Source organism: Mucilaginibacter sp. GW821-FHT07H05, assembly GCF_059418485.1.
In genome coordinates, this window is sequence record NZ_JBWKPY010000001.1 from 370,339 (window position 1) to 390,077 (window position 19,739).

The window sequence follows — 19,739 nt, forward strand, 5'->3', positions numbered from 1 at the left end:
ATTAGAGATTATATTCTTAATTAGAATAATGAGTTTCTCAAATACAACTGAAGAAGTTTAATCATCTGGTGGTTTCTTTAATTATGAAATTAGTAACGAACATTATGGATTACCTCTTAATGAAGTCAATTTCTTTAAAGCATCTTGATCTTTTTTCCTCATGAAACTACCTTGACCAAAATATAAAAATAATATTATTTTTGAAATCATCAACTTTGGTTTTCTTGTAAGACTATCATTTGATGTTAAGTTTAATGCTAATCTATAAAAGTTTACTACACTCCTTTTTTTGAAAAAAAGATAAGGTGTAGAAATGTAAAGAACAAATAATACTGAGTATAGTATGGTTCTATGATAAGGTAAGTCATGAAAATAACGATTAAAGAATATAGATGCACCAAAAATTGCAATACATAAAAAAGGTAGATAAATATAACTATTGATTTTATTGCGATTTTCAAATGGTGATTTCAATTCCATTAAAAGATTTAGGTTCTTTAAAACCATATTATTCGGATCTCTTTTGGACGCAATTGTAACGCATTGTGTAAAAAAAGTTTCTTTTATGATATTCTTATAATACCATATTCTATAATCTGAAGAAGAGTTTATTTTTTTTGACAAATCGTCGTTCACAGGCATATCATCTAAAAGATAACATACCAATTTTTTTCTTAATGCAGACTCAACTAACAATACGACCCAATTATCAGATTCGACTGTGTTTTGCAAAATTTTATCTTTAATTAATCCTAAAAAGGGAATTTGGTCACAGTTTTGAATAATTATATTGGGGAAATCATTAAGCAAGTTGATATTACCTATTTCACAAAGCCTAAAAACAGCAGCAGCATCTTGACTTGCAAATGATGTTAATATTTCGTTTAATATAGTTTTATCTTTATCTAATAGATTCTCATAAAATTGAGTAAGATTTATATTTTGATCAATATTTATATTTTCCGCAGCTAAATTTGCATCTCTTATTACGACGTTAAATAAATGCAAATCTTGTAACCACTTTTCATCTAATCGGCTACCATAATTATTTAATAAGTTGCTTTTTGAATTTTTTATGAACTCATTCCAATAGTCATGATTATACAATTTTGTTTCCAGAAAACATCTAGACATTAAATTTACGTCATTTAGTAATGATATATCTTTCAATGCCTGTTCTCGGTTGATTCTTGGTAAAAGCCCAGCCGTGAATGGGATTACTTCAATTAATCTTGACTTCCCTTCATTGCTAATTTTTATAAAAGAAATGTGATAGCTTACAAGTTTATTCCAACCATCAGCTATGCCTTGTGCAACTTCGAAAGCAGCTAAAAACTCACAAAACGTTAGGTGTATAAATCTAAAAGTTTCTTTCTGTCTTTCCTCTGTAATTAATCCGGTTTCTTTTGAAATTTCATAAAAAATTGCTTCAGCTTTTGCATCATCACATTTTAAGACTTCTTTGATTGTTGAAATCGCATTCTTCCATTTCAATGTATTTCTTGATTCCTTAATATTAATAAGATGATTATAAGCTATTTTACCCAAAATCTGTTCTCTTTGTTCTTTCAAAGATGAATAAGAACCTGTTATCGACGACTTTTGCATCATCCTTCTTTTAATTATCAATTCTTCAGTAACCTTTTTGTAGAATTGGGTTCTTGATTCTGGTGATAAATTGCCTTTAGAAATTTGATCTTCGGCAACGTACATAGATAAGATTAGGGGATTGCTACACATTTCTCTCAGTGTTGGCCTATCTGTCAAGTCTTTATATATTCGCGATATATTACTTTCGGTTTCTTTTTCAAAATGCCAGCGCGATAAAAACTCATAGACATCAGATGGGGTAAAAGGCTTTAAAAATGTAGAATGAGGAAAGTTTGTATTAAAATCACCTTTAATTTGTTGATAGTATTGTGTCCTCATTGTTAGAACAATAACATTATTGGGGCTAATTTTATTTAAGTATTTACTAAAATCATTTATACATTTTGCAGTAATAATGTAATTATTAGATGACACTTCATCTAAGCCATCAAGCAATATTAAAACTCCCCTTGTGGCGACATAATTATCAAAACACTCATCCATTTTAAATATTTTATTTTCAGAAAGGTCTTTTTTAATATAGTCATAAAGCCATTTTCCCAAGTCAATATTTTTCTTTTGAGGGGGGGTGATATTTTTCAATTCTAATAGAATTGGAAGTTTGGTTTTTTTTGGCTTTTTTAAACCTGCTTGACAACAGTCTCTAAAAACCTTTTTTATTAAGGATGATTTACCTGCTCCAGGATCACCCATCACTTTTATTCTATTTCCAATATTTAAAAAGTCTTTATGGTTGAAATTATTTTCTTGCTCCTCCAAATAACTTATTGTTAGGTTAACAAATATTTTATCAATATCTAAGTTTATATCCAAGCTTGAAGGAATATGCAGGAATTTTATGCTTTCATTTCCTATTTGCAATCTACAATAACGCCTCATACTTAAAGATGCAGCAAGGGATTGTTTGATATACTTGCTTAGTATGTACATTATTCCTTCCCATAGATATTCAGTCAGTTCTTTTAAATGTTTTAAAACAACTTTCTTTATAGCTAATAGTATAGGAATGATTAATAAAGTTACTGCTGCAGTTTTAGGATCGAAACCCCATTTTTTAAAATCGAACATGATAGGTTTAGTTTATGGTTTTCGAATATATATATAAGTTGATAAAATAGATAAATAATAAGTATATAATATTATCCATGGCGATACCTACAACTTTATGCAGCTGAACTTTGGTATTGGCTTGCCATTTTAATGGTATGATAACATTCGGTTAAACCGTATTTTAATCAAACTATTTATCCTTTTTTGCCTAATTTTAGGCCTTACACTACCATATCCCAATGAACGAGGTAAACGTACAATGGCTACAAAGCATTGATGCCTTGAAAGAGGTACCCGCCGGGCAATTGCAATGGCTGATAGACCACAGCACATTACTGGTGACGCAGGTTGGCGGGCAATTATTTAAACCCGGCGACCCGATTAAAGGCACCTATATTATTATCGAAGGCAAGTTTAGGCTGTGCATGCCGCAAAATGGCGAGATGCGCGAAATTTTTGTTTTTGAACCCAAGGCTATAACCGGTTACCTGCCTTTTTCAAGAGCAAAAACAACAAACGGTATTGGCGAGGTGGTATCAACTATGCGCTATTTGTTTATGCCGGTTGATAAAATGGATGAAATGATCCGTACACAGTTTGAACTGACACAGGCGCTGGTACATATCATGACTACTCGTGTACGCAATTTTACAGCCTTTGAACAGCAAAGCGAAAAAATGATGGCGCTGGGTAAACTGTCGGCAGGCTTAGCGCACGAATTAAATAATCCCGCAGCAGCGGTGGTACGCGGCGCGGCTTCGTTGTTAAAACACTTAAAGTTAACACCCGAAACTTTTAAAAAGGTAATGGCAATACGTATGAGTATTGCCGAAGTTGATTTTATAAACGATCAGCTGTTTGCCGTATTGAACCGGAAGGATAAGCCGCATTTTACCATGATGCAGCGATCGGCTATGGAAGATGACCTGTACGATTGGATGGCTGATTACAACGTAACCAACAGCCAGGAGATTGCCGAAAATATGACCGAATTTGGCTTTACGGTTAAAGATCTGGATGGTTTTAAAGAACATATCCCCGATGATTCCATATCGGCTGTTTTTAACTGGATCAATAATAACCTGGTGACCGAAAAAATGGTGATCGATATTGAGGATGCCTCCCGCCGTATTGCCGATCTGGTAGGTTCTGTTAAAAATTTCACCCATATGGACCAGGGCCATGGCAAGCAGTATGCGGATATCCATAACGGGATCCGCAATACGTTGACCATGCTGCAGTATAAGATTAAAAAAGGGAATATAACTGTTAACCAGGACTTTGATCTGTCGCTGCCCCCGGTAAATGCCATGATAGGTGAACTGAACCAGGTATGGACTAACCTGATAGACAATGCGCTGGATGCCATGGAAATTAATGGTAATGGTGTGTTGGAGATAAAAACAGCCCCCGCTAAAGATTGCGTGCAGGTATCGGTTATTGATAACGGACCGGGCATACCCGACGAGATTAAAAGCAGAATCTTCGACCCGTTTTTTACAACCAAGGAGGTTGGGAAAGGCACGGGACTGGGTTTGGATGTAGTGGTACGCATTGTACAGCAGCATCACGGAAGTATCAAAGTGAACTCGGTACCGGGCCGCACAGCGTTTATTGTAGAGTTCCCGATCAACGGTAATTAGCGCCGGTTTTGTATATTTATAACATTAAGAAAGCGAAGGATATTAATGAATCTGCCTATTATATTTTGTATTGATGATGATACCCAGGTATTGCGCGCCATAACGCGCGACCTGAAAAATAAATACCGGGAAAATTACCGGGTGCTGAGTACCGATAAGGTACAGGAAGCCCTGGATAGTTTGCTGGAATTGAAAAACAAAGGCGAAACGGTAGCGCTCTTTATTTCGGACCAGCGTATGCCCGAACTTGACGGCGTTGGCTTTTTAGAACGTGCCATGAAGTTTTACCCCGAAGCTAAAAGGGTATTGTTAACCGCATATTCGGATAAAGACGCGGCTATAAAAGCCATTAATGCCGTTAAGCTGGATTATTACCTGGTAAAACCCTGGGACCCGCCCGAGGAAAAGCTTTACCCGGTAATTGATGACCTGCTGGAAGATTGGGAATGCGACTATCAACCCGAGTTTAGAGGTATTAAAGTAATAGGATACCAGTATTCCCGTAAATCGCACGAGATAAAGGACTTTTTGGCGGGCAACCTGGTGCCGTACCAATGGCTCGATACACAAGCAGGAGCAGAAGCAGAGCAGTTATTAACGCTTAACGGATTGACAACAAAGGACCTGCCGGTTGTTTTTTTAGAAGATGGCAGCTATTTATCTAACCCCGGCATTGTAGAAATTGCTGCCAGAATTGGCTTAAACCCGCAAGTAAAAAGGCAGGATATTTATGATGTAGTAATCATAGGCGCAGGCCCGGCCGGCTTAGCAGCAGGTGTTTACGGTGCATCCGAAGGATTAAAGACCTTATTGATAGAACGGCGCGCGCCGGGCGGACAGGCCGGTACCAGTTCGCGTATCGAAAACTACCTGGGCTTCCCGACGGGGCTAAGCGGTGCCGAATTGACGCGCCGTGCCATTACACAGGCCGCACGCCTGGGTACCGAATTTCTTTCGCCGCAATCGGTAAAATCCATTCAGCAAAAAGACGGCTACAAAAGAATTATCCTGGAAGACGCAGCCGAGATCAACACCCGCAGCGTGGTTATTACTACCGGGGTAGATTACCGCAAACTGGATACCCGCGGTATCGACGATTTTACAGGTGCCGGCGTTTATTATGGTGCCGCCATGACCGAAGCCACTGCTTGTAAGGATAAAGAAGTATATGTGGTAGGCGGGGGCAATTCTGCCGGGCAGGCAGCCATGTACCTATCCAAATTTGCGAAGAACGTTTATATCCTGATCAGGAAAGAGGATTTAACCAGCACCATGTCGGCCTACCTGATAGACCAGATCAAGGCTACAGATAATATCCATGTGCTGCCTAAAACCGAAGTAACCGAAGCCCGTGGGGCTGATAGGTTGCAGGAACTGGATATTGCCAACGTGGATACCCATGCGGTTGAAACCAAGCCCGCTGCCGCTTTGTATATTTTTATCGGCGCTAAGCCATTTACCGAGTGGATTGAGCTGGACATTATTAAGGATGGCAAAGGCTTTATTGAAACCGGCCGCGAGTTAAAAACCTACGGCGATTTTAATAAGATCTGGAAACAAAAGCGTGATCCGTACCTGTTGGAAACCAGTTGTCCGGGTATTTTTGCAGCCGGCGATGTAAGGGCAGGGGCTATGAACCGGGTAGCTTCGGCTGTAGGAGAGGGATCAATGGCCATTAGTTTTGTGCATAAATACCTGGCCGAGGTGAAGTAACTTATGTCGGTATAAAAGGATCGTAAATAAATAAACTATGTCATTTCGATAGAGCCAGGACTGGGATTGTGTGAAGGAGCGAAAGAGAAATCTTATACGATATGCTAAGACTTCATTGTGTATAAGATTTCCCTCACCCAACTACTCAGCCCATCGCAGTTTGTCGAAATGACATATTCACATATAAAAAAACAACTATGGATCAGCCCGAAATCTGTCAGCATATCCAAGCCCTTACCACCTTGCAGGTGGCCGATGAATTAGTTTGCGAGATATGCATTAAAACCAATAGTCCATGGGTGCATTTGCGTACCTGCCAAACCTGTGGTGCAACCTTATGCTGCGATGATTCGCCGATGAAGCACATGACCGCGCATTATCACGCAACCAAACATCCCGTAATCAGTTCGGCCCAGCCGGGCGAAAGGTGGCTATGGTGTTATCCAGATGAAGTGTTTGCTGAGTATTAATAAACGCTAAGTATTTATCAGGGTGGTCTCCCTGTCAATAATATCCGCAATGCTGGTTTCGCTCAAGATTTTCAGCGTAGCATCACGCACATCGATAAATACATCACGGATACCGCAGGTGGTTTCCTGGTGGCACTCATCGCATTTATGGTAAAAGTTTAAACTGGCGCAGGGCACCATGGCAATAGGGCCATCGGTAATGCGCAGTACGTTTACCAGGTAAATATCTTTAGGGTCTTTGTTTAGGCTGTAGCCACCACCCGCTCCTTTTTTGCTGTACAGGAAGCCCGCGTTGCGCAGGTCGAGTAATATTTGTTCCAGGAACTTTTTGGGTATTTTTTCCTGTTCGGCTATCCACGATATTTGCAGTGGTGGTTTGTCCCGGTGTTTACCCAGTATCACTAATGCCTTAATGGCATATTTGGTTTTTTTGGAAAGCATTTGACCAGTTAAGTAGCAAAATTATATATAATTATGGTAACGTTTAGCTTGTATGCTCAAATATTCTGAAAAAATATAAGTTTCCCTATAGTTTTAATATATTTTTTTCAACAGCACCGCATTTAATATGGTTTGGCCGTGCAGGACTGAAGCGGCTGTTGCTTATCCGTATAGATTATACACCGGTAATCAGCGTTTATTTTACCGGCATACTTAATTTTGCAATTCATGTACCGAACCATTAAATTGTTTAAATTAGCCATTGGTTAAAAATATATAAAATGATGCTGAAACGTCTTTCTTTAACACTGGTAACGCTATTTGTTATTTACGGCTTTGCACAGGCCGATACCATTACCATCAATCATTTTATTATTAAGGATAACCCATTTGGCCAAAGCCAGATAGCCGTTGTCGCCACCGACTCGGTGGATGCACCATTAGAAAAGGTGAACGGCATTTTTACATTTACAGTTAACGGGTTCGACCAGCAGTTGGTATTTAATAAAGGGGTTGCCTTTTACGGCCCCAAATTAGAGAAATCCATTTTTTTATATCTCCGCCATAACAATGATACGGGCATCCATGCAAAATTGTATTATGTGTACAAGCACGATGAAAAGCTGGTACCTTTTCACATTAGCTGGGGCTGGCTGCTGGTGATACCGCTGGCATTGGTATTATTGGGTTACCTGTTTAAACGGTTTATTATCATCGCGGCCGTTATCTTCCTCATCTTCCTGTATTTTAACTACCACAATGGACTAAGTTTCCCAACGTTTTTTGAGAGTATTATAGATGGTTTAAAGAGTATGTTTTAGATACCCTGCCCATTCCTTTGCTCCTCCTTCAGGGGGTCGGGGGGCATAATGCCAGTAATCCTTCAATATCTAACCGGCGTGTAAACATGGTTAATTCGCCATCTTCATCTCTTGGCCACTGCTCTTTGGGGCGGTCCCAGTATAGTTCAACACCATTTCCATCGGGATCGTTCAAATATATCGCTTCAGATACGCCGTGATCGGATGCGCCGGTTATCGGGTACCTGGTATCCAGTAAGCGTTTTAGGGCAATGGCTAAATCTTTCCTTTCGGGGAACAGGATAGCGGTATGATATAAACCCGGCGCATTTTCTGGAGCAGGCGGGGCGCCTTTGCTATGCCATGTGTTTAAGCCGATATGGTGATGATACCCGCCAGCGGATATAAACGCGGCCTGATCGCCGTATTTCATCATCAGTTCAAAACCAAGCTGACCGCAGTAAAAATCAAGCGAACGTTGCAGATCGCTTACCTTTAAATGTACATGGCCGATACGGGTTTGGGCCGGGATTTTATAATCACTCATGATATTATATGTTTAAACATGTAAATTTACCGTGTTATTTAATGATATGTGTTATTTGATTGTAAATATATCTGATTAAAAATCCTGATCATCTATCGGATAGTCAGGTTTTCCTACTTCCCGACTGTAATCCGTATCTTTGCCGTATGATCATTAAATCAGCCGACTTTGTTGTCAGCAACACCCAGATATCAAGATTGCCACCGCCGGTAAAACCCGAGTATGCCTTTATCGGCCGCTCAAACGTAGGTAAATCATCATTGATTAATATGCTGGTGAATAAAAAAGGCCTGGCTAAAACATCGCAAACACCGGGTAAAACCCAACTGATCAACCATTTTCTGATCAACGAAAACTGGTACCTGGTAGATTTGCCGGGTTACGGTTACGCCAAGATCTCTAAAAGCAAAAAAGAAGACTGGGACAAGTTTATCCGCAATTATCTGAACAAGCGCGAAAGCCTGCAGTGTGTAATGGTGCTGATAGACAGCCGCCTGGAACCTCAAAAAATAGACCTTGAGTTTTGCAATATGTTAGGCGAAAAAGGCTTGCCGTTCGCGCTCATCTTCACCAAAGCCGATAAACAATCGCCTGTAAAAACAGATCAGAACGTGGCCAAATTCCGCAAGGCGCTGTTAGCCAGTTTTGAAGAAGTGCCTGATATTTTTATCACCTCGTCCGAAAGTGCCCTGGGTAAAGATGAAGTGCTGAATTTTATTGATGGCATAAACCGGGAGTTTGTAGTGCCGGATTATAAGAGTTTTGAGTAGGTATCATTTCGTCATCGTGAGCGATAGCGAACGATCCCCGGTAGATAGGTTTGTGCGTTCTGAACGTCAGTCCGCTCAATTGCCGCGGAGAGCTGTTACTTTTTTTCTTGATAAAAAAAGTAACCAAGACTTAGCGCAGCGATCTCATGAACACCTTAAAAACAAACCAAACGTGAATAACATCAAGTCAAAAAAAAGCTTCAGCCCGCCCTGCTGTGGCAACTCCTCGCCGGAGGCGGTTGCCACAGGCATTCCCGCCAACGCTGGCTCGCTTTTTTGACAGGCCCACGCTCTTTTTGACGGCCTTCGGCCGACGGACGAACGGAGCAAAGCTCCGCTTCTTACCCGTTACGCTTACCTCTCCCGACAGCGGTGCGGCTTCCGGGAAGATCAGGCAAAACGATGCTGGCCTGTGTGTGGAAAGGGAAGCGAATTTGCCTGAAGCGTAGACCTGCGCGAGCGAGAGCAGGGGCAAATTCTTGCGGCCCGTGGTTTTGCATGATGCGGGCAAAGGCCAGTGCGGCAAAGGAAGCATTAGCGCTGTATTGAATTTTGTTACTTTTTTTCAAGAAAAAGTAATAGGCCCCTGCGGCTATGAGCAGACAAACGTTCATCAAAGCACAGTCGCTAATCAACGAAATAAGCCGAAACATTACTACATTTGTAAACCATTTTGGTTTACAAATGAAAAAATATCTGTCCTTAGTTACCTTCTCCCACACCATATTTGCTATGCCGTTTGCCTTTATCGGCTTCTTTTTGGCGGTGACCACCACACATCATCCTTTTAAATGGACTTTGCTGGTGCTGATGGTGCTGTGTATGGTGTTTGCCCGTAACTCGGCTATGGCCTTTAACCGCTACCTGGACAGGGATATCGATGCTAAAAACCCGCGCACCAAACAGCGCGACATACCAGCCGGAAGGATCAGTGCGCAGGCAGGGTTAACGTTTACCATCATTAACTGCCTGCTGTTTATTGCAGCCACCTGGTTTATTAACCCGCTATGCTTTTACCTGTCGCCGGTGGCTTTGCTGGTGGTGCTGGGGTATAGCGCTACCAAAAGGTTTACGGCTTTGTGCCATTTGGTTTTAGGGTTGGGATTATCATTGGCGCCCATAGGGGCTTACCTGGTGGTAACGGGTGAGTTCCAGATGCTACCCTTGTTCTTCTCGCTTTCGGTACTGTGCTGGGTAAGTGGCTTTGATATTATCTATGCCCTGCAGGACGAAGACTTTGACCGCAGCCAAAACCTGCATTCTATCCCATCCTATTTAGGTAAGGTGAACGCTTTGCATCTATCTACCTTTTTGCATGTGCTGTCGGCTATATTTATTATGTTGCCGGTGTTTTTCACATCGGTAGGGGTGCTGTATTATGTGGGCATCCTGTTCTTTTGCAGTATGTTAGTATATCAGCACCTGCTGGTTAAACCTAACGATCTCAGTCGCGTAAACTTTGCCTTTATGACTACCAATGGTATTGCCAGCGTAGTGTTTGCTTCGCTGTTTTTACTGGACAGGGTGTTTGTGATCCATTTGTGGGAGCATTTAAGATTATAAAACATCAAACTTAAATTGTAACATCAATGAACGTAAGTTATAATAAAGCTGGGTATTCAGAATTGGTGATAAATGACAATTGTGACTATAGCGATTATTATCAGTATGCCGAAAAACTAACAGGATTATTGAATATTCATTATAAAAAAAAGTTTGATGGATTAGATGATTTGTATTGGGATTTTGATTTTGAAGGATGTGAAATGGTGCTCTGTTACAATGTTTATTTAGGAATTAGCATCTGTCCAGCAAAATTTAAAAATGCAAGTGCTAATGATGAGGAGAAATTAATACGAATACAAAAAATGCTTGTTAACCCTCAATAACGATACATGCCCACTCCCAACCTCATCCGTACCCTGCCCGTTCAAGCGTCCACGCTTGAACGTAATACTAAAGTGAGCGTCCACGCTCACGTTTAAATTAAGCGTGGACGCTTAATCAGGATATAAGTTCAAGCGTGGACGCTTGAACCGGCCGCGATTTTCAATTATCTTAGCCCGATGAACCAAGCCCATCTTATCCGCACCACCTCCGCCAACCCCGACTTCCGCACCTTAGTCAACCAACTGGATGCCGAGCTACGCGTAATGTACGCCGAACTGATGGATACTTACGATCAGCATAACATGATAGAGCAAAACGATACCGTAGTAATTGCCTACCTTAACAATACCCCGGTTGGCTGCGGCTGCTTTAAGCCTTTTGATGATGAAGCGGTAGAATTGAAGCGCATGTTTGTGCATCCTGATGCAAGGGGAAAAGGCATCAGCAAACTTATCCTCGGCGGACTGGAAACCTGGGCGCGCGAACTGGATTTTAAGTACACCGTACTTGAAACCGGCAGTAAAAACATAGCGGCGCAGAAACTTTACCGCAAATCGGGTTATGTGGATATCCCAAAGTACGGGCCCTATGTTGATTTGCCCGATAGTATTTGCATGCGGAAAGAATTGACCGTTGATTTAGGGTGATTTTTTTGATTTCGTTGATTGGTTAGTCCGTAAAAAATCAGCGCCATCACCCCAATCATTCTAAATCAACGGTTCAGACAATATTCAACGGTCAAACAAATTGAAAATAAATTCTATAACTTCTGTAGACTTTATATATATTTGGCGTATGAAGATGATTACCCTCTATCAAATTACCCATAATTGCTGCTATATGCATAGCAATCGCACGGGTTTGTAAGGGACATAATAAATTAAATATCAGCCTCTTCAGCCAACGCCGCGGGGGCTTTTTTTCGTACTATACATAAATTGATATAAAAGATGCAGAGCTTCAGAACCGAGCTGGAGAACCCCATAGTGGAGCAAGATATTATCGATCTGGAGAAAAAGATCCGTGCCTTTCGTGAAGGAAAGATCCACGAGGAAAAATTCAGGAGCCTGCGTTTGGCGCGCGGGGTATACGGCCAGCGGCAGCCCGGCGTGCAAATGGTGCGCATTAAACTGCCATTTGGCAAGGTTACCTTTAAGCAATTGCTCAAGATCGCCGATATATCCGACGAGTACGGCAGTGGTAACCTGCATTTAACCACGCGTCAGGACATCCAGATCCACTATGTAAGTCTTGACCGTACGCCCGAACTTTGGGCCAGACTTGAACAGGATGATATTACCCTGCGCGAGGCCTGCGGCAATACAGTACGTAATGTAACGGCGTCGGCAGCGGCTGGTATTGATCCGCTGGAACCCTTTGATGTTTCGCCTTACGCGCAAGCCACCTTCGAGTATTTTTTGCGTAACCCGATATGCCAGGAAATGGGCCGCAAGTTTAAGATCTCCTTTTCATCAAACGAGTTGGATACCGCATTTTCCTATATCCACGATCTGGGTTTTATCCCCAAGCTGAAAGGAGAGGAGCGCGGCTTTAAAGTATTATTAGGCGGCGGTTTAGGTGCTCAGCCATCCATTGCCAGCATTGTGCACGAGTTTTTGCCCGAGGATGAGCTGATCCCGTTCATTGAATCGGTGATCCGCGTGTTCGATCGTCACGGCGAGCGGAATAACCGCAACAAGGCCCGCATGAAGTTTTTGGTGGCCAAAATAGGTTTGGAAGAATTGCTGAAACTGGTAGCCCTGGAAAAGGTAGCCAATAAAGTAAAAACCTATACTATTGACAGGAGCACTGTTAGCACACCTGCTATCCCGCAAAATACCGATTACCCGCATATCGAACCCAGTCTGGCTTACGAGCAATGGCTGGCAACCAACGTTTTTGAACAAAAGCAAAGCGGTTTTTACGGTGTAAATGTAAAGGTATTAATTGGCGATATCCCTACCGCTAATGCCCGCAAACTGGTAGAAGGCTTAAGGCCATGGGTAGCCGACGAGATCCGCATTACCGTTAACCAGGGACTGATGTTAAAGTATGTGCGTAAAGAAGCCTTGCCGGCCGTATATGCCGCCCTGGCATCTGTTAACCTGGCCGCGCCGGGTTTTGATAGTGTTGCCGATGTAACTACCTGCCCGGGTACCGATACCTGTAATTTAGGCATCAGCAACAGCATGACCTTTGCCAAAGTGCTGGAAAACCTGATCTATACCGAATACGAAGAGCTGGTTTATAACCGCGATATCAAGATCAAGATCAGCGGTTGTATGAATAGTTGTGGACAGCATGGCTTGGCCCATATTGGTTTCCATGGCAGCTCGTTAAAAGCGGGCACTCGTGTGTTGCCATCTATGCAGGTATTGCTGGGCGGCGGTACCGTGGGCGATGGCATTGGCCGCGCGGCTGATAAAGTGATTAAAGTACCGGCCAAGCGTGCCGCCAATGTGGTGCGCTGGGTCCTGGATGATTATAAAACCAGATCGATAGCTGACGAGCCTTTTCACGATTATTACGACCGTAACGGCAAGGATTATTTCTACCAGCTACTAAAACCACTGGCCGATCTGAGCACTCTAACCGATGAGGAATTTGTAGACTGGGGCCACGAGGAAACCTTCAAGACGGCAATTGGCGTAGGTGAGTGTGCCGGCGTAGTGATTGATTTGATTGCGACGCTGTTGTACGAATGTGACGAGAAATTAGAATGGGCCAACGATGCTTATAACGAAGGGCGTTGGGCCGATAGTATTTACCGGTCGTACAGTGTTTTGGTTGGCGGCGCTAAGGCTTTGTTACTGGACAGGGGTATTAATAGCAGTACCCAAACCGCTGTGATTAAAGCATTTGACGAACAGTATATAGCTACAGGAGAATTGCCACTAACAACCGGCACCTTTGAGGAACTGGTATTACAGATCAATAAAAACGAACCGTCGGAAGCATTCGCTACCGAATACCTGCGGACGGCCGAAGCTTTTTTAGACCAGGTAAAGGCAAAAAGAGAGGAAGCGGTGCAGGTATGATCAATACGGACAAACACGTGAAAGAACCGCGCATTACTTTAGTAGGCGCCGGCCCCGGCGATGCGGACCTGATCACTATTAAAGGCCTCATCGCCCTGCAATCGGCAGATGTGGTTTTGTATGACGCGTTGGTTAACGAAGAATTATTGCAATTTGCCCCTTCCCATTCGGTGAAAGTATATGTAGGCAAACGCAGCGGCGAACATTATTACGAACAACCCGCCATTAACAAATTGATGGTTGATTACGCCCTTAATTACGGCCATGTAGTACGTTTAAAAGGCGGCGATCCGTTTGTATTTGGCCGCGGGTACGAGGAGGTAGACCATGCGGCAGCATACAGCATCCCAACGCAGGTAATTCCGGGTATTTCCAGTTCAATTGGCGTGCCCGGTTTGCAGGGGATCCCGGTAACGCACCGCGGCTTAGCCGAAAGTTTTTGGGTGGTAACAGGTACTACCTCAAACGGTTTATTATCAAACGATTTGTACGATGCGGCCCGCAGCCGTGCTACCGTAGTGGTGCTGATGGGTTTGCAAAAACTGAAAGAAATAGTTAAATTGTATCAAAATGAGGGCCGTGGTAAACTGCCGGTGGCGGTAATACAAAGCGGATCGACCGTGGATGAAAAAGTGGCCATCGGTGTGGTGGATACCATTGCAGAGGTAGTTGAAGAGAATAAAATTAAGGCCCCGGCGCTGATTGTTTTGGGCGAAGTGGTTTCGCTTCATCCCAATTTCCAGCTTATAAAAGATTTTTATGCCATTGCTGACAAAGAATAACGGACAACCTGGTGAGGCAGATAAGGTATCGGAAACAAACGAATTGTTCCCGGTATTTTTAAAGCTGAACGAATTGCATACGGTGCTGATTGGCGCGGGTAATGTTGGTTTGGAAAAACTGACAGCCGTGTTGGGTAACAGTCCGCAGGCAAGGGTGACCATTATTGCCAACGATTTTTTGCCGGAGATGCATGAACTGGCTTCCCGCTATCCGCAAATTGCTATTATTCAAAAGGCTTTTGCAGATACAGATCTGGATACTGCCGACCTGGTGATAGCCGCTACCGGTAATCCCGAACTGAATGATTATATCCGCCAGTCGGCACGCGACCGTAAGTTGTTGGTGAATATTGCCGATAAACCGGCCCTGTGCGATTTTTATTTAGGTTCTATCGTACAAAAAGGGAATTTAAAAATAGCGATCTCTACCAACGGTAAATCGCCTACGGTTGCTAAACGCCTTAAAGAGGTTTTAAACGACGGCATCCCCGACGAAATAGATACTACGCTTACACAAGTAAACCATTTGCGCAACGCGCTTCACGGCGATTTTAGCGAAAAGGTGCGCCAGTTAAACAAGCTGACTGCCGTGCTGGTAGAGAAAAAGCCTGCCGAAGAAACCAAAAAGAACTTCAAGTGGCTGATATGGGGCACCATTGTATTGTCGCTGGTCATTACCGTTACCGCACTTTGGTTTAAGGACCCCGACGCGCAGACGTTTATGCGGGATATCCCGGCAACGTTTTATTACTTTTTGGGCGCGGGCTTTGTTCTGGCTTTAATAGATGGCGCCATCGGCATGTCGTACGGAGTAACTTCAACCAGTTTTTCGTTGAGTATGGGCATTCCCCCGGCTTCGGCCAGTATGGGCGTGCATTTAAGCGAGATCATGAGCAACGGTATTGCCGGCTGGATGCATTACCGGCTGAATAATGTCAACTGGAAACTGTTTAAGCTGCTGCTGGTGCCGGGTATTATCGGCGCGGTATTGGGCGCTTACCTGCTATCGTCGTTAGAACATTACAGCACTTATACCAAGCCTGTAGTATCGCTGTACACCTTTATTTTAGGCGTGGTTATCTTTAAAAAAGCATTTGCTAATCACCGCAAAAAATCGGCAGATAAGATTAAAAAAGTATCACTGCTGGGTTTTGGCGGTGGCTTTATTGATGCCGTTGGCGGCGGCGGCTGGGGCTCTATCGTACTGTCTACCCTGATAGCAGGCGGTCGTAATCCGCGTTTCTCGCTGGGTACCGTAAAGCTATCGCGTTTTTTCATAGCGTTGATGAGTTCCTTAACTTTTATTACCATGCTTAACGGCGCCCATTGGGATGCGGTTGCAGGCTTAATTATCGGAAGCGCGCTGGCATCGCCTATAGCAGCAAGGGTATCTAACCAAATCTCTACCAAAACTATTATGGTAGCGGTGGCTGTTGTAGTGATGATGACCAGTTTGCGTAGTATTATTTTATTTTTAATGAAGGTGATATAAATGAACGCGTTGATAGAACATATAAAAAAACAGACCAGTGGTTTATCACCGGTAGCGGCCTTAAGGCTTTTAGCGGATACTTATCCCGGCGGGGTGGTATTCTCTACCAGCTTCGGTTGGGAAGATCAGGTGATCACGCATATGATCTTCGCCAATAATATTCCCATCAAGGTATTTACACTGGAAACCGGTCGCCTGTTCCCCGAAACTTATTACGTGTGGAACCGTACACTGGAAATGTATGGCAAACCGATACATGCCTATTTCCCGGATGCTGAAAAAGTACAGCAAATGGTGAGCGTTAAAGGGCCAAACAGTTTTTACGAGTCGGTTGATAACCGTAAGGAGTGCTGTCATATCCGCAAAATAGAACCTTTAAAAAGAGCTTTGGCAGGTAACCAATGCTGGATAACCGGCATCCGTGCCGAGCAATCGGCCAACCGCCAGTTTATGGCAGATGTAGAGTGGGACGAAGGTAACAAATTGATCAAGTTTCACCCGATCTATAGTTGGGATTTGGACGAAGTAAAGCAGTACACACGCGACAATAATGTGCCTTACAATACCCTGCATGACAGGGGCTTCCCCAGTATTGGCTGCGCACCCTGTACGCGTGCGGTGCAACCCGGCGAGGATTTCCGCGCCGGCAGATGGTGGTGGGAAGATCAATCGAAGAAGGAATGCGGACTGCATAGTGTGGATTCGGCCATTGATGAAGAGACGAAGGAATTGAAGCCTTTGTAAGGACAAGTTCCCCTCCCTGGAGGGGGCGCGTGAGATAGTGCGATGGCAGGGGTGGGTTTATAGTTTGAGCAGAGACCCCTCCCTGCCACTACATAGGCCGACACACCCCTCCCAAGGGAGGGAACTGTGAGGTAACAGACTTACTAAGTTTTAAAACTTAGTAAGTCTTAAACAGCAATTCTTGCCCTCTTTCCGCGCAGCGAAGAGAGGGTCGACCAGCGAAGCGTAGTCGGGGTGAGTCCCCGCGATAGGGATTGCAGTGGAAAACCCGGAGCGCGGGATAGGGCTCAGCGAAGGAAAGGCGAGGATTTGGAACGGAAAGCCCGGGCCGAAGGCATCGCCTAAAAAGATAGATAAATAAGCACGTGTCATGCCGAACTTGTTTCGGCAACCCACTTGCAAAGTAAAAATACAAACAAGGTCTCCTTGCGTGATGGGGTGCCGAAACAAGTTCGGCATGACGTTACGCTTAGAAGGCACGAATGAATAGAGAGAATGAGTAAACCGGATTATTTAGATGAGTTGGAGGCCGAGGCCATCCATATTTTAAGGGAGGTTGCCGGGCAGTTTGAAAAGCCGGCGCTGCTGTTTTCGGGCGGTAAGGACTCGATTACGCTGGTGCGCCTGGCCGAAAAGGCTTTCCGCCCGGGTAAGTTCCCGTTCCCGCTGGTGCATATTGATACCGGTCATAACTTTGAGGAAACTATACAGTACCGCGATGATATGATAGCCCGCATTGGCGAAAAGCTGATAGTAGGCTATGTACAGGATGATATTGATGCCGGCCGCGTGGTAGAGCAAAAAGGAAAGAACGCCAGCCGCAACCAACTGCAAACAGTTACCCTGTTAAATACGATAGCTAAACATGAGTTTGACGCCTGTATAGGCGGCGCCCGCCGAGATGAAGAAAAAGCCCGGGCAAAAGAGCGTGTATTTTCGGTACGCGACGAGTTTGGCCAATGGAACCCCAAAAGCCAGCGCCCCGAACTGTGGGACCTGTACAATGGCAAAATTCACAAAGGCGAGAATGTACGGGTGTTCCCCATCAGTAACTGGACGGAACTGGATGTGTGGAACTATATCCGCCGCGAGAAGATCCCGCTGCCCAGCATCTACTTTGCGCATGAGCGTGAAGTAATTACCCGCAACGGTCAGCTGATGGCCGCTTCACCATTTTTAAATATGGATGATGAGGATGTGGTACAACGCAAAAATGTGCGCTTCCGTACCGTGGGCGATATGAGCTGTACTGCAGCTGTAGAGTCGTATGCGTTTGAGATAGACGATATTATTAACGAGATCAGCGCCAGCAATATTAGCGAGCGCGGTGCACGTATGGACGACAAGGTAAGTGAAGCTGCCATGGAAGACCGTAAGAAGGGAGGATACTTTTAATATGAACATGCTTAAATTTTTAACAGCCGGCAGTGTTGATGATGGTAAAAGCACCCTCATCGGTCGCCTGTTGTATGATACCGATTCTATTCTTGATGATCAGTTAGAAGCGCTGCAGCGCAGCAATCGTAAAAACGACGATGGTACGATAGACCTGGCCATATTAACCGATGGACTAAAAGCCGAGCGTGAGCAGGGCATTACCATTGATGTGGCTTACAAATACTTCCAGACCGCAAAACGAAAGTTTATTATTGCCGATACCCCGGGCCATATCCAATATACCCGTAACATGGTTACCGGCGCATCCAATGCCGGGCTGGCCATTATTTTGATAGATGCCCGCAAAGGGGTGATCGAACAAACTATCCGGCACTCGTTTTTGGTGTCGCTGCTGGCTATCCCGCATGTCATTGTTTGCGTTAACAAAATGGATATGATTGATTACAGCGAGGATGTTTTCAACCAGATCGTTGCCGATTATAAAGCCCTGATCTCGGTTAAACTGGATCTGAAAGATGTGCAATACATCCCGGTAAGCGCCTTGAAGGGGGATAACGTTTGCTATACATCCGACAGAATGTACTGGTACAAAGGCAAAAACTTGCTGGATTACCTGGAAACCGTAGAAACTCATGTAGATGAGGATAACAATTTTACCCGCATGCCCGTACAATGGGTAGTGCGGCCGCAGACAGATGAACTGCACGATTACCGCGGTTATGCCGGCAAAGTACTTAGCGGTACCTTTAAACTGAACGATAGCATTACGGTACTGCCGTCGGGCTTTACCACCACGCTGGACAGGATAGAGTTGTTTGATAAGCGGCCGGAAGAAGCCGTGGCCGGTATGTCGGTTACCCTGCACCTGAAGGACGAGATAGATATTAGTCGCGGGGATATACTGGTAAAAAGCAGTCAGCCGCCCATCGTGTCGCAACTGATTGAGGCTGATCTGTGCTGGATGGATACCAGGCCGCTTGATCCTGCATTGACTTATTTGATACAGCATAACAGCAAAGTAACCCGCTGTAAGATTAGCGAGGTGCTGTACAAAATGCAGATCAATACACTGGAGAAGCTGTATGATGAAGAATTTAAGCTGAATGATATTGGCCGGATAGTGATCAAAACTGCCGACCCGCTGGCTTTTGATGTTTACCAGCAAAACAAAGCTAATGGCCGTGCCATTTTGATAGATAGTAGAACAAATTTAACCGTTGGGGCGCTGATGTTCAGGGCTGCCGCGGAGTAACACCCCTCCCGGCCTCCCCAAAGGGGAGGTGATTTGGATGGGTATAAAGAGCGTTGTGAGCAGAGAGGCAATAGGCCTGCGTCTTTGCTAATAGTTAA

General features: G+C 44.0%; 18 protein-coding genes. 14 read left to right on the plus strand and 4 right to left on the minus strand.

What is annotated here, in order from left to right:
- Positions 1–102: 102 nt before the first annotated feature.
- Positions 103–2,679 carry an NACHT domain-containing protein gene (locus AC07M6_RS01630; protein WP_494887018.1) on the minus strand — a complete coding sequence of 859 codons (2,577 nt, stop codon included), beginning with the start codon at positions 2,677–2,679 and terminating at the stop codon, positions 103–105.
- Positions 2,680–2,900: 221 nt separating this feature from the next.
- On the opposite strand from AC07M6_RS01630, the gene AC07M6_RS01635 reads away from it, so the two are divergent.
- From AC07M6_RS01635 to AC07M6_RS01645, 3 genes are all read left to right on the plus strand, one after another.
- Positions 2,901–4,304 (plus strand): ATP-binding protein, encoded by a 1,404-nt coding sequence (locus tag AC07M6_RS01635; RefSeq protein ID WP_494887019.1) that lies wholly within the window; start codon positions 2,901–2,903, stop codon positions 4,302–4,304.
- 45 nt (positions 4,305–4,349) lie between these two features.
- Positions 4,350–6,017: an NAD(P)/FAD-dependent oxidoreductase gene (locus tag AC07M6_RS01640; RefSeq protein WP_494887020.1), complete on the plus strand. Its 1,668-nt coding sequence runs from the start codon at positions 4,350–4,352 to the stop codon at positions 6,015–6,017.
- A 197-nt stretch (positions 6,018–6,214) separates the two neighbouring features.
- Complete coding sequence (locus AC07M6_RS01645) at positions 6,215–6,487, plus strand: UBP-type zinc finger domain-containing protein (protein ID WP_494887021.1); 273 nt, start codon at positions 6,215–6,217, stop codon at positions 6,485–6,487.
- Positions 6,488–6,493: 6 nt separating this feature from the next.
- Here the strand turns inward: AC07M6_RS01645 and AC07M6_RS01650 are convergent, their stop codons facing one another.
- Positions 6,494–6,928: an RrF2 family transcriptional regulator gene (locus tag AC07M6_RS01650; protein ID WP_494887022.1), complete on the minus strand. Its 435-nt coding sequence runs from the start codon at positions 6,926–6,928 to the stop codon at positions 6,494–6,496.
- Positions 6,929–7,209: 281 nt separating this feature from the next.
- Between AC07M6_RS01650 and AC07M6_RS01655 the strand changes: the two genes are divergently transcribed.
- On the plus strand, positions 7,210–7,749 hold the full coding sequence (locus AC07M6_RS01655) for a hypothetical protein (RefSeq protein ID WP_494887024.1): 540 nt from the start codon (positions 7,210–7,212) through the stop codon (positions 7,747–7,749).
- A 28-nt stretch (positions 7,750–7,777) separates the two neighbouring features.
- On the opposite strand, the gene AC07M6_RS01660 is transcribed toward AC07M6_RS01655, so the two are convergent.
- On the minus strand, positions 7,778–8,275 hold the full coding sequence (locus AC07M6_RS01660; protein WP_494887026.1) for a VOC family protein: 498 nt from the start codon (positions 8,273–8,275) through the stop codon (positions 7,778–7,780).
- Positions 8,276–8,421: 146 nt separating this feature from the next.
- On the opposite strand from AC07M6_RS01660, the gene yihA reads away from it, so the two are divergent.
- The gene (gene yihA / locus AC07M6_RS01665; protein WP_494887028.1) at positions 8,422–9,045 is read left to right on the plus strand and encodes a ribosome biogenesis GTP-binding protein YihA/YsxC; all 624 of its coding nucleotides are present in this window, start codon (positions 8,422–8,424) and stop codon (positions 9,043–9,045) included.
- 341 nt (positions 9,046–9,386) lie between these two features.
- Here the strand turns inward: yihA and AC07M6_RS01670 are convergent, their stop codons facing one another.
- Complete coding sequence (locus AC07M6_RS01670) at positions 9,387–9,698, minus strand: hypothetical protein (protein WP_494887030.1); 312 nt, start codon at positions 9,696–9,698, stop codon at positions 9,387–9,389.
- Positions 9,699–9,729: 31 nt separating this feature from the next.
- On the opposite strand from AC07M6_RS01670, the gene AC07M6_RS01675 reads away from it, so the two are divergent.
- The 9 genes from AC07M6_RS01675 to AC07M6_RS01715 all read left to right on the plus strand — a co-directional run bounded on the left by AC07M6_RS01675 (position 9,730) and on the right by AC07M6_RS01715 (position 19,641).
- Entirely contained in the window at positions 9,730–10,608 is an 879-nt protein-coding gene (locus AC07M6_RS01675) for a UbiA-like polyprenyltransferase (protein ID WP_494887032.1), read from the plus strand.
- A 26-nt stretch (positions 10,609–10,634) separates the two neighbouring features.
- Positions 10,635–10,934, plus strand: a complete 300-nt coding sequence (locus AC07M6_RS01680) for a DUF3630 family protein (protein ID WP_494887034.1) — start codon at positions 10,635–10,637, stop codon at positions 10,932–10,934.
- A gap of 177 nt (positions 10,935–11,111) precedes the next feature.
- Complete coding sequence (locus tag AC07M6_RS01685) at positions 11,112–11,582, plus strand: GNAT family N-acetyltransferase (protein WP_494887036.1); 471 nt, start codon at positions 11,112–11,114, stop codon at positions 11,580–11,582.
- A 303-nt stretch (positions 11,583–11,885) separates the two neighbouring features.
- Positions 11,886–13,973, plus strand: coding sequence for a ferredoxin-like domain-containing protein (locus AC07M6_RS01690; protein WP_494887038.1), 2,088 nt, complete (start codon positions 11,886–11,888; stop codon positions 13,971–13,973).
- Entirely contained in the window at positions 13,970–14,755 is a 786-nt protein-coding gene (cobA, locus tag AC07M6_RS01695) for a uroporphyrinogen-III C-methyltransferase (protein WP_494887040.1), read from the plus strand. The genes AC07M6_RS01690 and cobA overlap by 4 nt, the downstream gene beginning before the upstream one ends.
- Positions 14,733–16,247 carry a TSUP family transporter gene (locus AC07M6_RS01700; protein ID WP_494887042.1) on the plus strand — a complete coding sequence of 505 codons (1,515 nt, stop codon included), beginning with the start codon at positions 14,733–14,735 and terminating at the stop codon, positions 16,245–16,247. The genes cobA and AC07M6_RS01700 overlap by 23 nt, the downstream gene beginning before the upstream one ends.
- Entirely contained in the window at positions 16,248–16,991 is a 744-nt protein-coding gene (locus tag AC07M6_RS01705) for a phosphoadenylyl-sulfate reductase (RefSeq protein WP_494887044.1), read from the plus strand.
- A gap of 495 nt (positions 16,992–17,486) precedes the next feature.
- Entirely contained in the window at positions 17,487–18,386 is a 900-nt protein-coding gene (cysD, locus tag AC07M6_RS01710; protein WP_494887046.1) for a sulfate adenylyltransferase subunit CysD, read from the plus strand.
- A gap of 1 nt (position 18,387) precedes the next feature.
- Positions 18,388–19,641 (plus strand): sulfate adenylyltransferase subunit 1, encoded by a 1,254-nt coding sequence (locus tag AC07M6_RS01715; protein WP_494887048.1) that lies wholly within the window; start codon positions 18,388–18,390, stop codon positions 19,639–19,641.
- Positions 19,642–19,739: the final 98 nt, after the last annotated feature.

Coding starts and splice junctions, on each gene's coding strand:
- AC07M6_RS01650 (WP_494887022.1), bottom strand. CDS start 6,928: ATGCTTTCCAAAAAAACCAAATATGCCATTAAGGCATTAGTGATACTG.
- AC07M6_RS01685 (WP_494887036.1), top strand. CDS start 11,112: ATGAACCAAGCCCATCTTATCCGCACCACCTCCGCCAACCCCGACTTC.
- AC07M6_RS01670 (WP_494887030.1), bottom strand. CDS start 9,698: ATGTTTCGGCTTATTTCGTTGATTAGCGACTGTGCTTTGATGAACGTT.
- AC07M6_RS01690 (WP_494887038.1), top strand. CDS start 11,886: ATGCAGAGCTTCAGAACCGAGCTGGAGAACCCCATAGTGGAGCAAGAT.
- AC07M6_RS01655 (WP_494887024.1), top strand. CDS start 7,210: ATGATGCTGAAACGTCTTTCTTTAACACTGGTAACGCTATTTGTTATT.
- AC07M6_RS01680 (WP_494887034.1), top strand. CDS start 10,635: ATGAACGTAAGTTATAATAAAGCTGGGTATTCAGAATTGGTGATAAAT.
- AC07M6_RS01700 (WP_494887042.1), top strand. CDS start 14,733: ATGCCATTGCTGACAAAGAATAACGGACAACCTGGTGAGGCAGATAAG.
- cobA (WP_494887040.1), top strand. CDS start 13,970: ATGATCAATACGGACAAACACGTGAAAGAACCGCGCATTACTTTAGTA.
- AC07M6_RS01640 (WP_494887020.1), top strand. CDS start 4,350: ATGAATCTGCCTATTATATTTTGTATTGATGATGATACCCAGGTATTG.
- AC07M6_RS01660 (WP_494887026.1), bottom strand. CDS start 8,275: ATGAGTGATTATAAAATCCCGGCCCAAACCCGTATCGGCCATGTACAT.
- cysD (WP_494887046.1), top strand. CDS start 17,487: ATGAGTAAACCGGATTATTTAGATGAGTTGGAGGCCGAGGCCATCCAT.
- AC07M6_RS01675 (WP_494887032.1), top strand. CDS start 9,730: ATGAAAAAATATCTGTCCTTAGTTACCTTCTCCCACACCATATTTGCT.
- AC07M6_RS01645 (WP_494887021.1), top strand. CDS start 6,215: ATGGATCAGCCCGAAATCTGTCAGCATATCCAAGCCCTTACCACCTTG.
- yihA (WP_494887028.1), top strand. CDS start 8,422: ATGATCATTAAATCAGCCGACTTTGTTGTCAGCAACACCCAGATATCA.
- AC07M6_RS01705 (WP_494887044.1), top strand. CDS start 16,248: ATGAACGCGTTGATAGAACATATAAAAAAACAGACCAGTGGTTTATCA.
- AC07M6_RS01630 (WP_494887018.1), bottom strand. CDS start 2,679: ATGTTCGATTTTAAAAAATGGGGTTTCGATCCTAAAACTGCAGCAGTA.
- AC07M6_RS01715 (WP_494887048.1), top strand. CDS start 18,388: ATGAACATGCTTAAATTTTTAACAGCCGGCAGTGTTGATGATGGTAAA.
- AC07M6_RS01635 (WP_494887019.1), top strand. CDS start 2,901: ATGAACGAGGTAAACGTACAATGGCTACAAAGCATTGATGCCTTGAAA.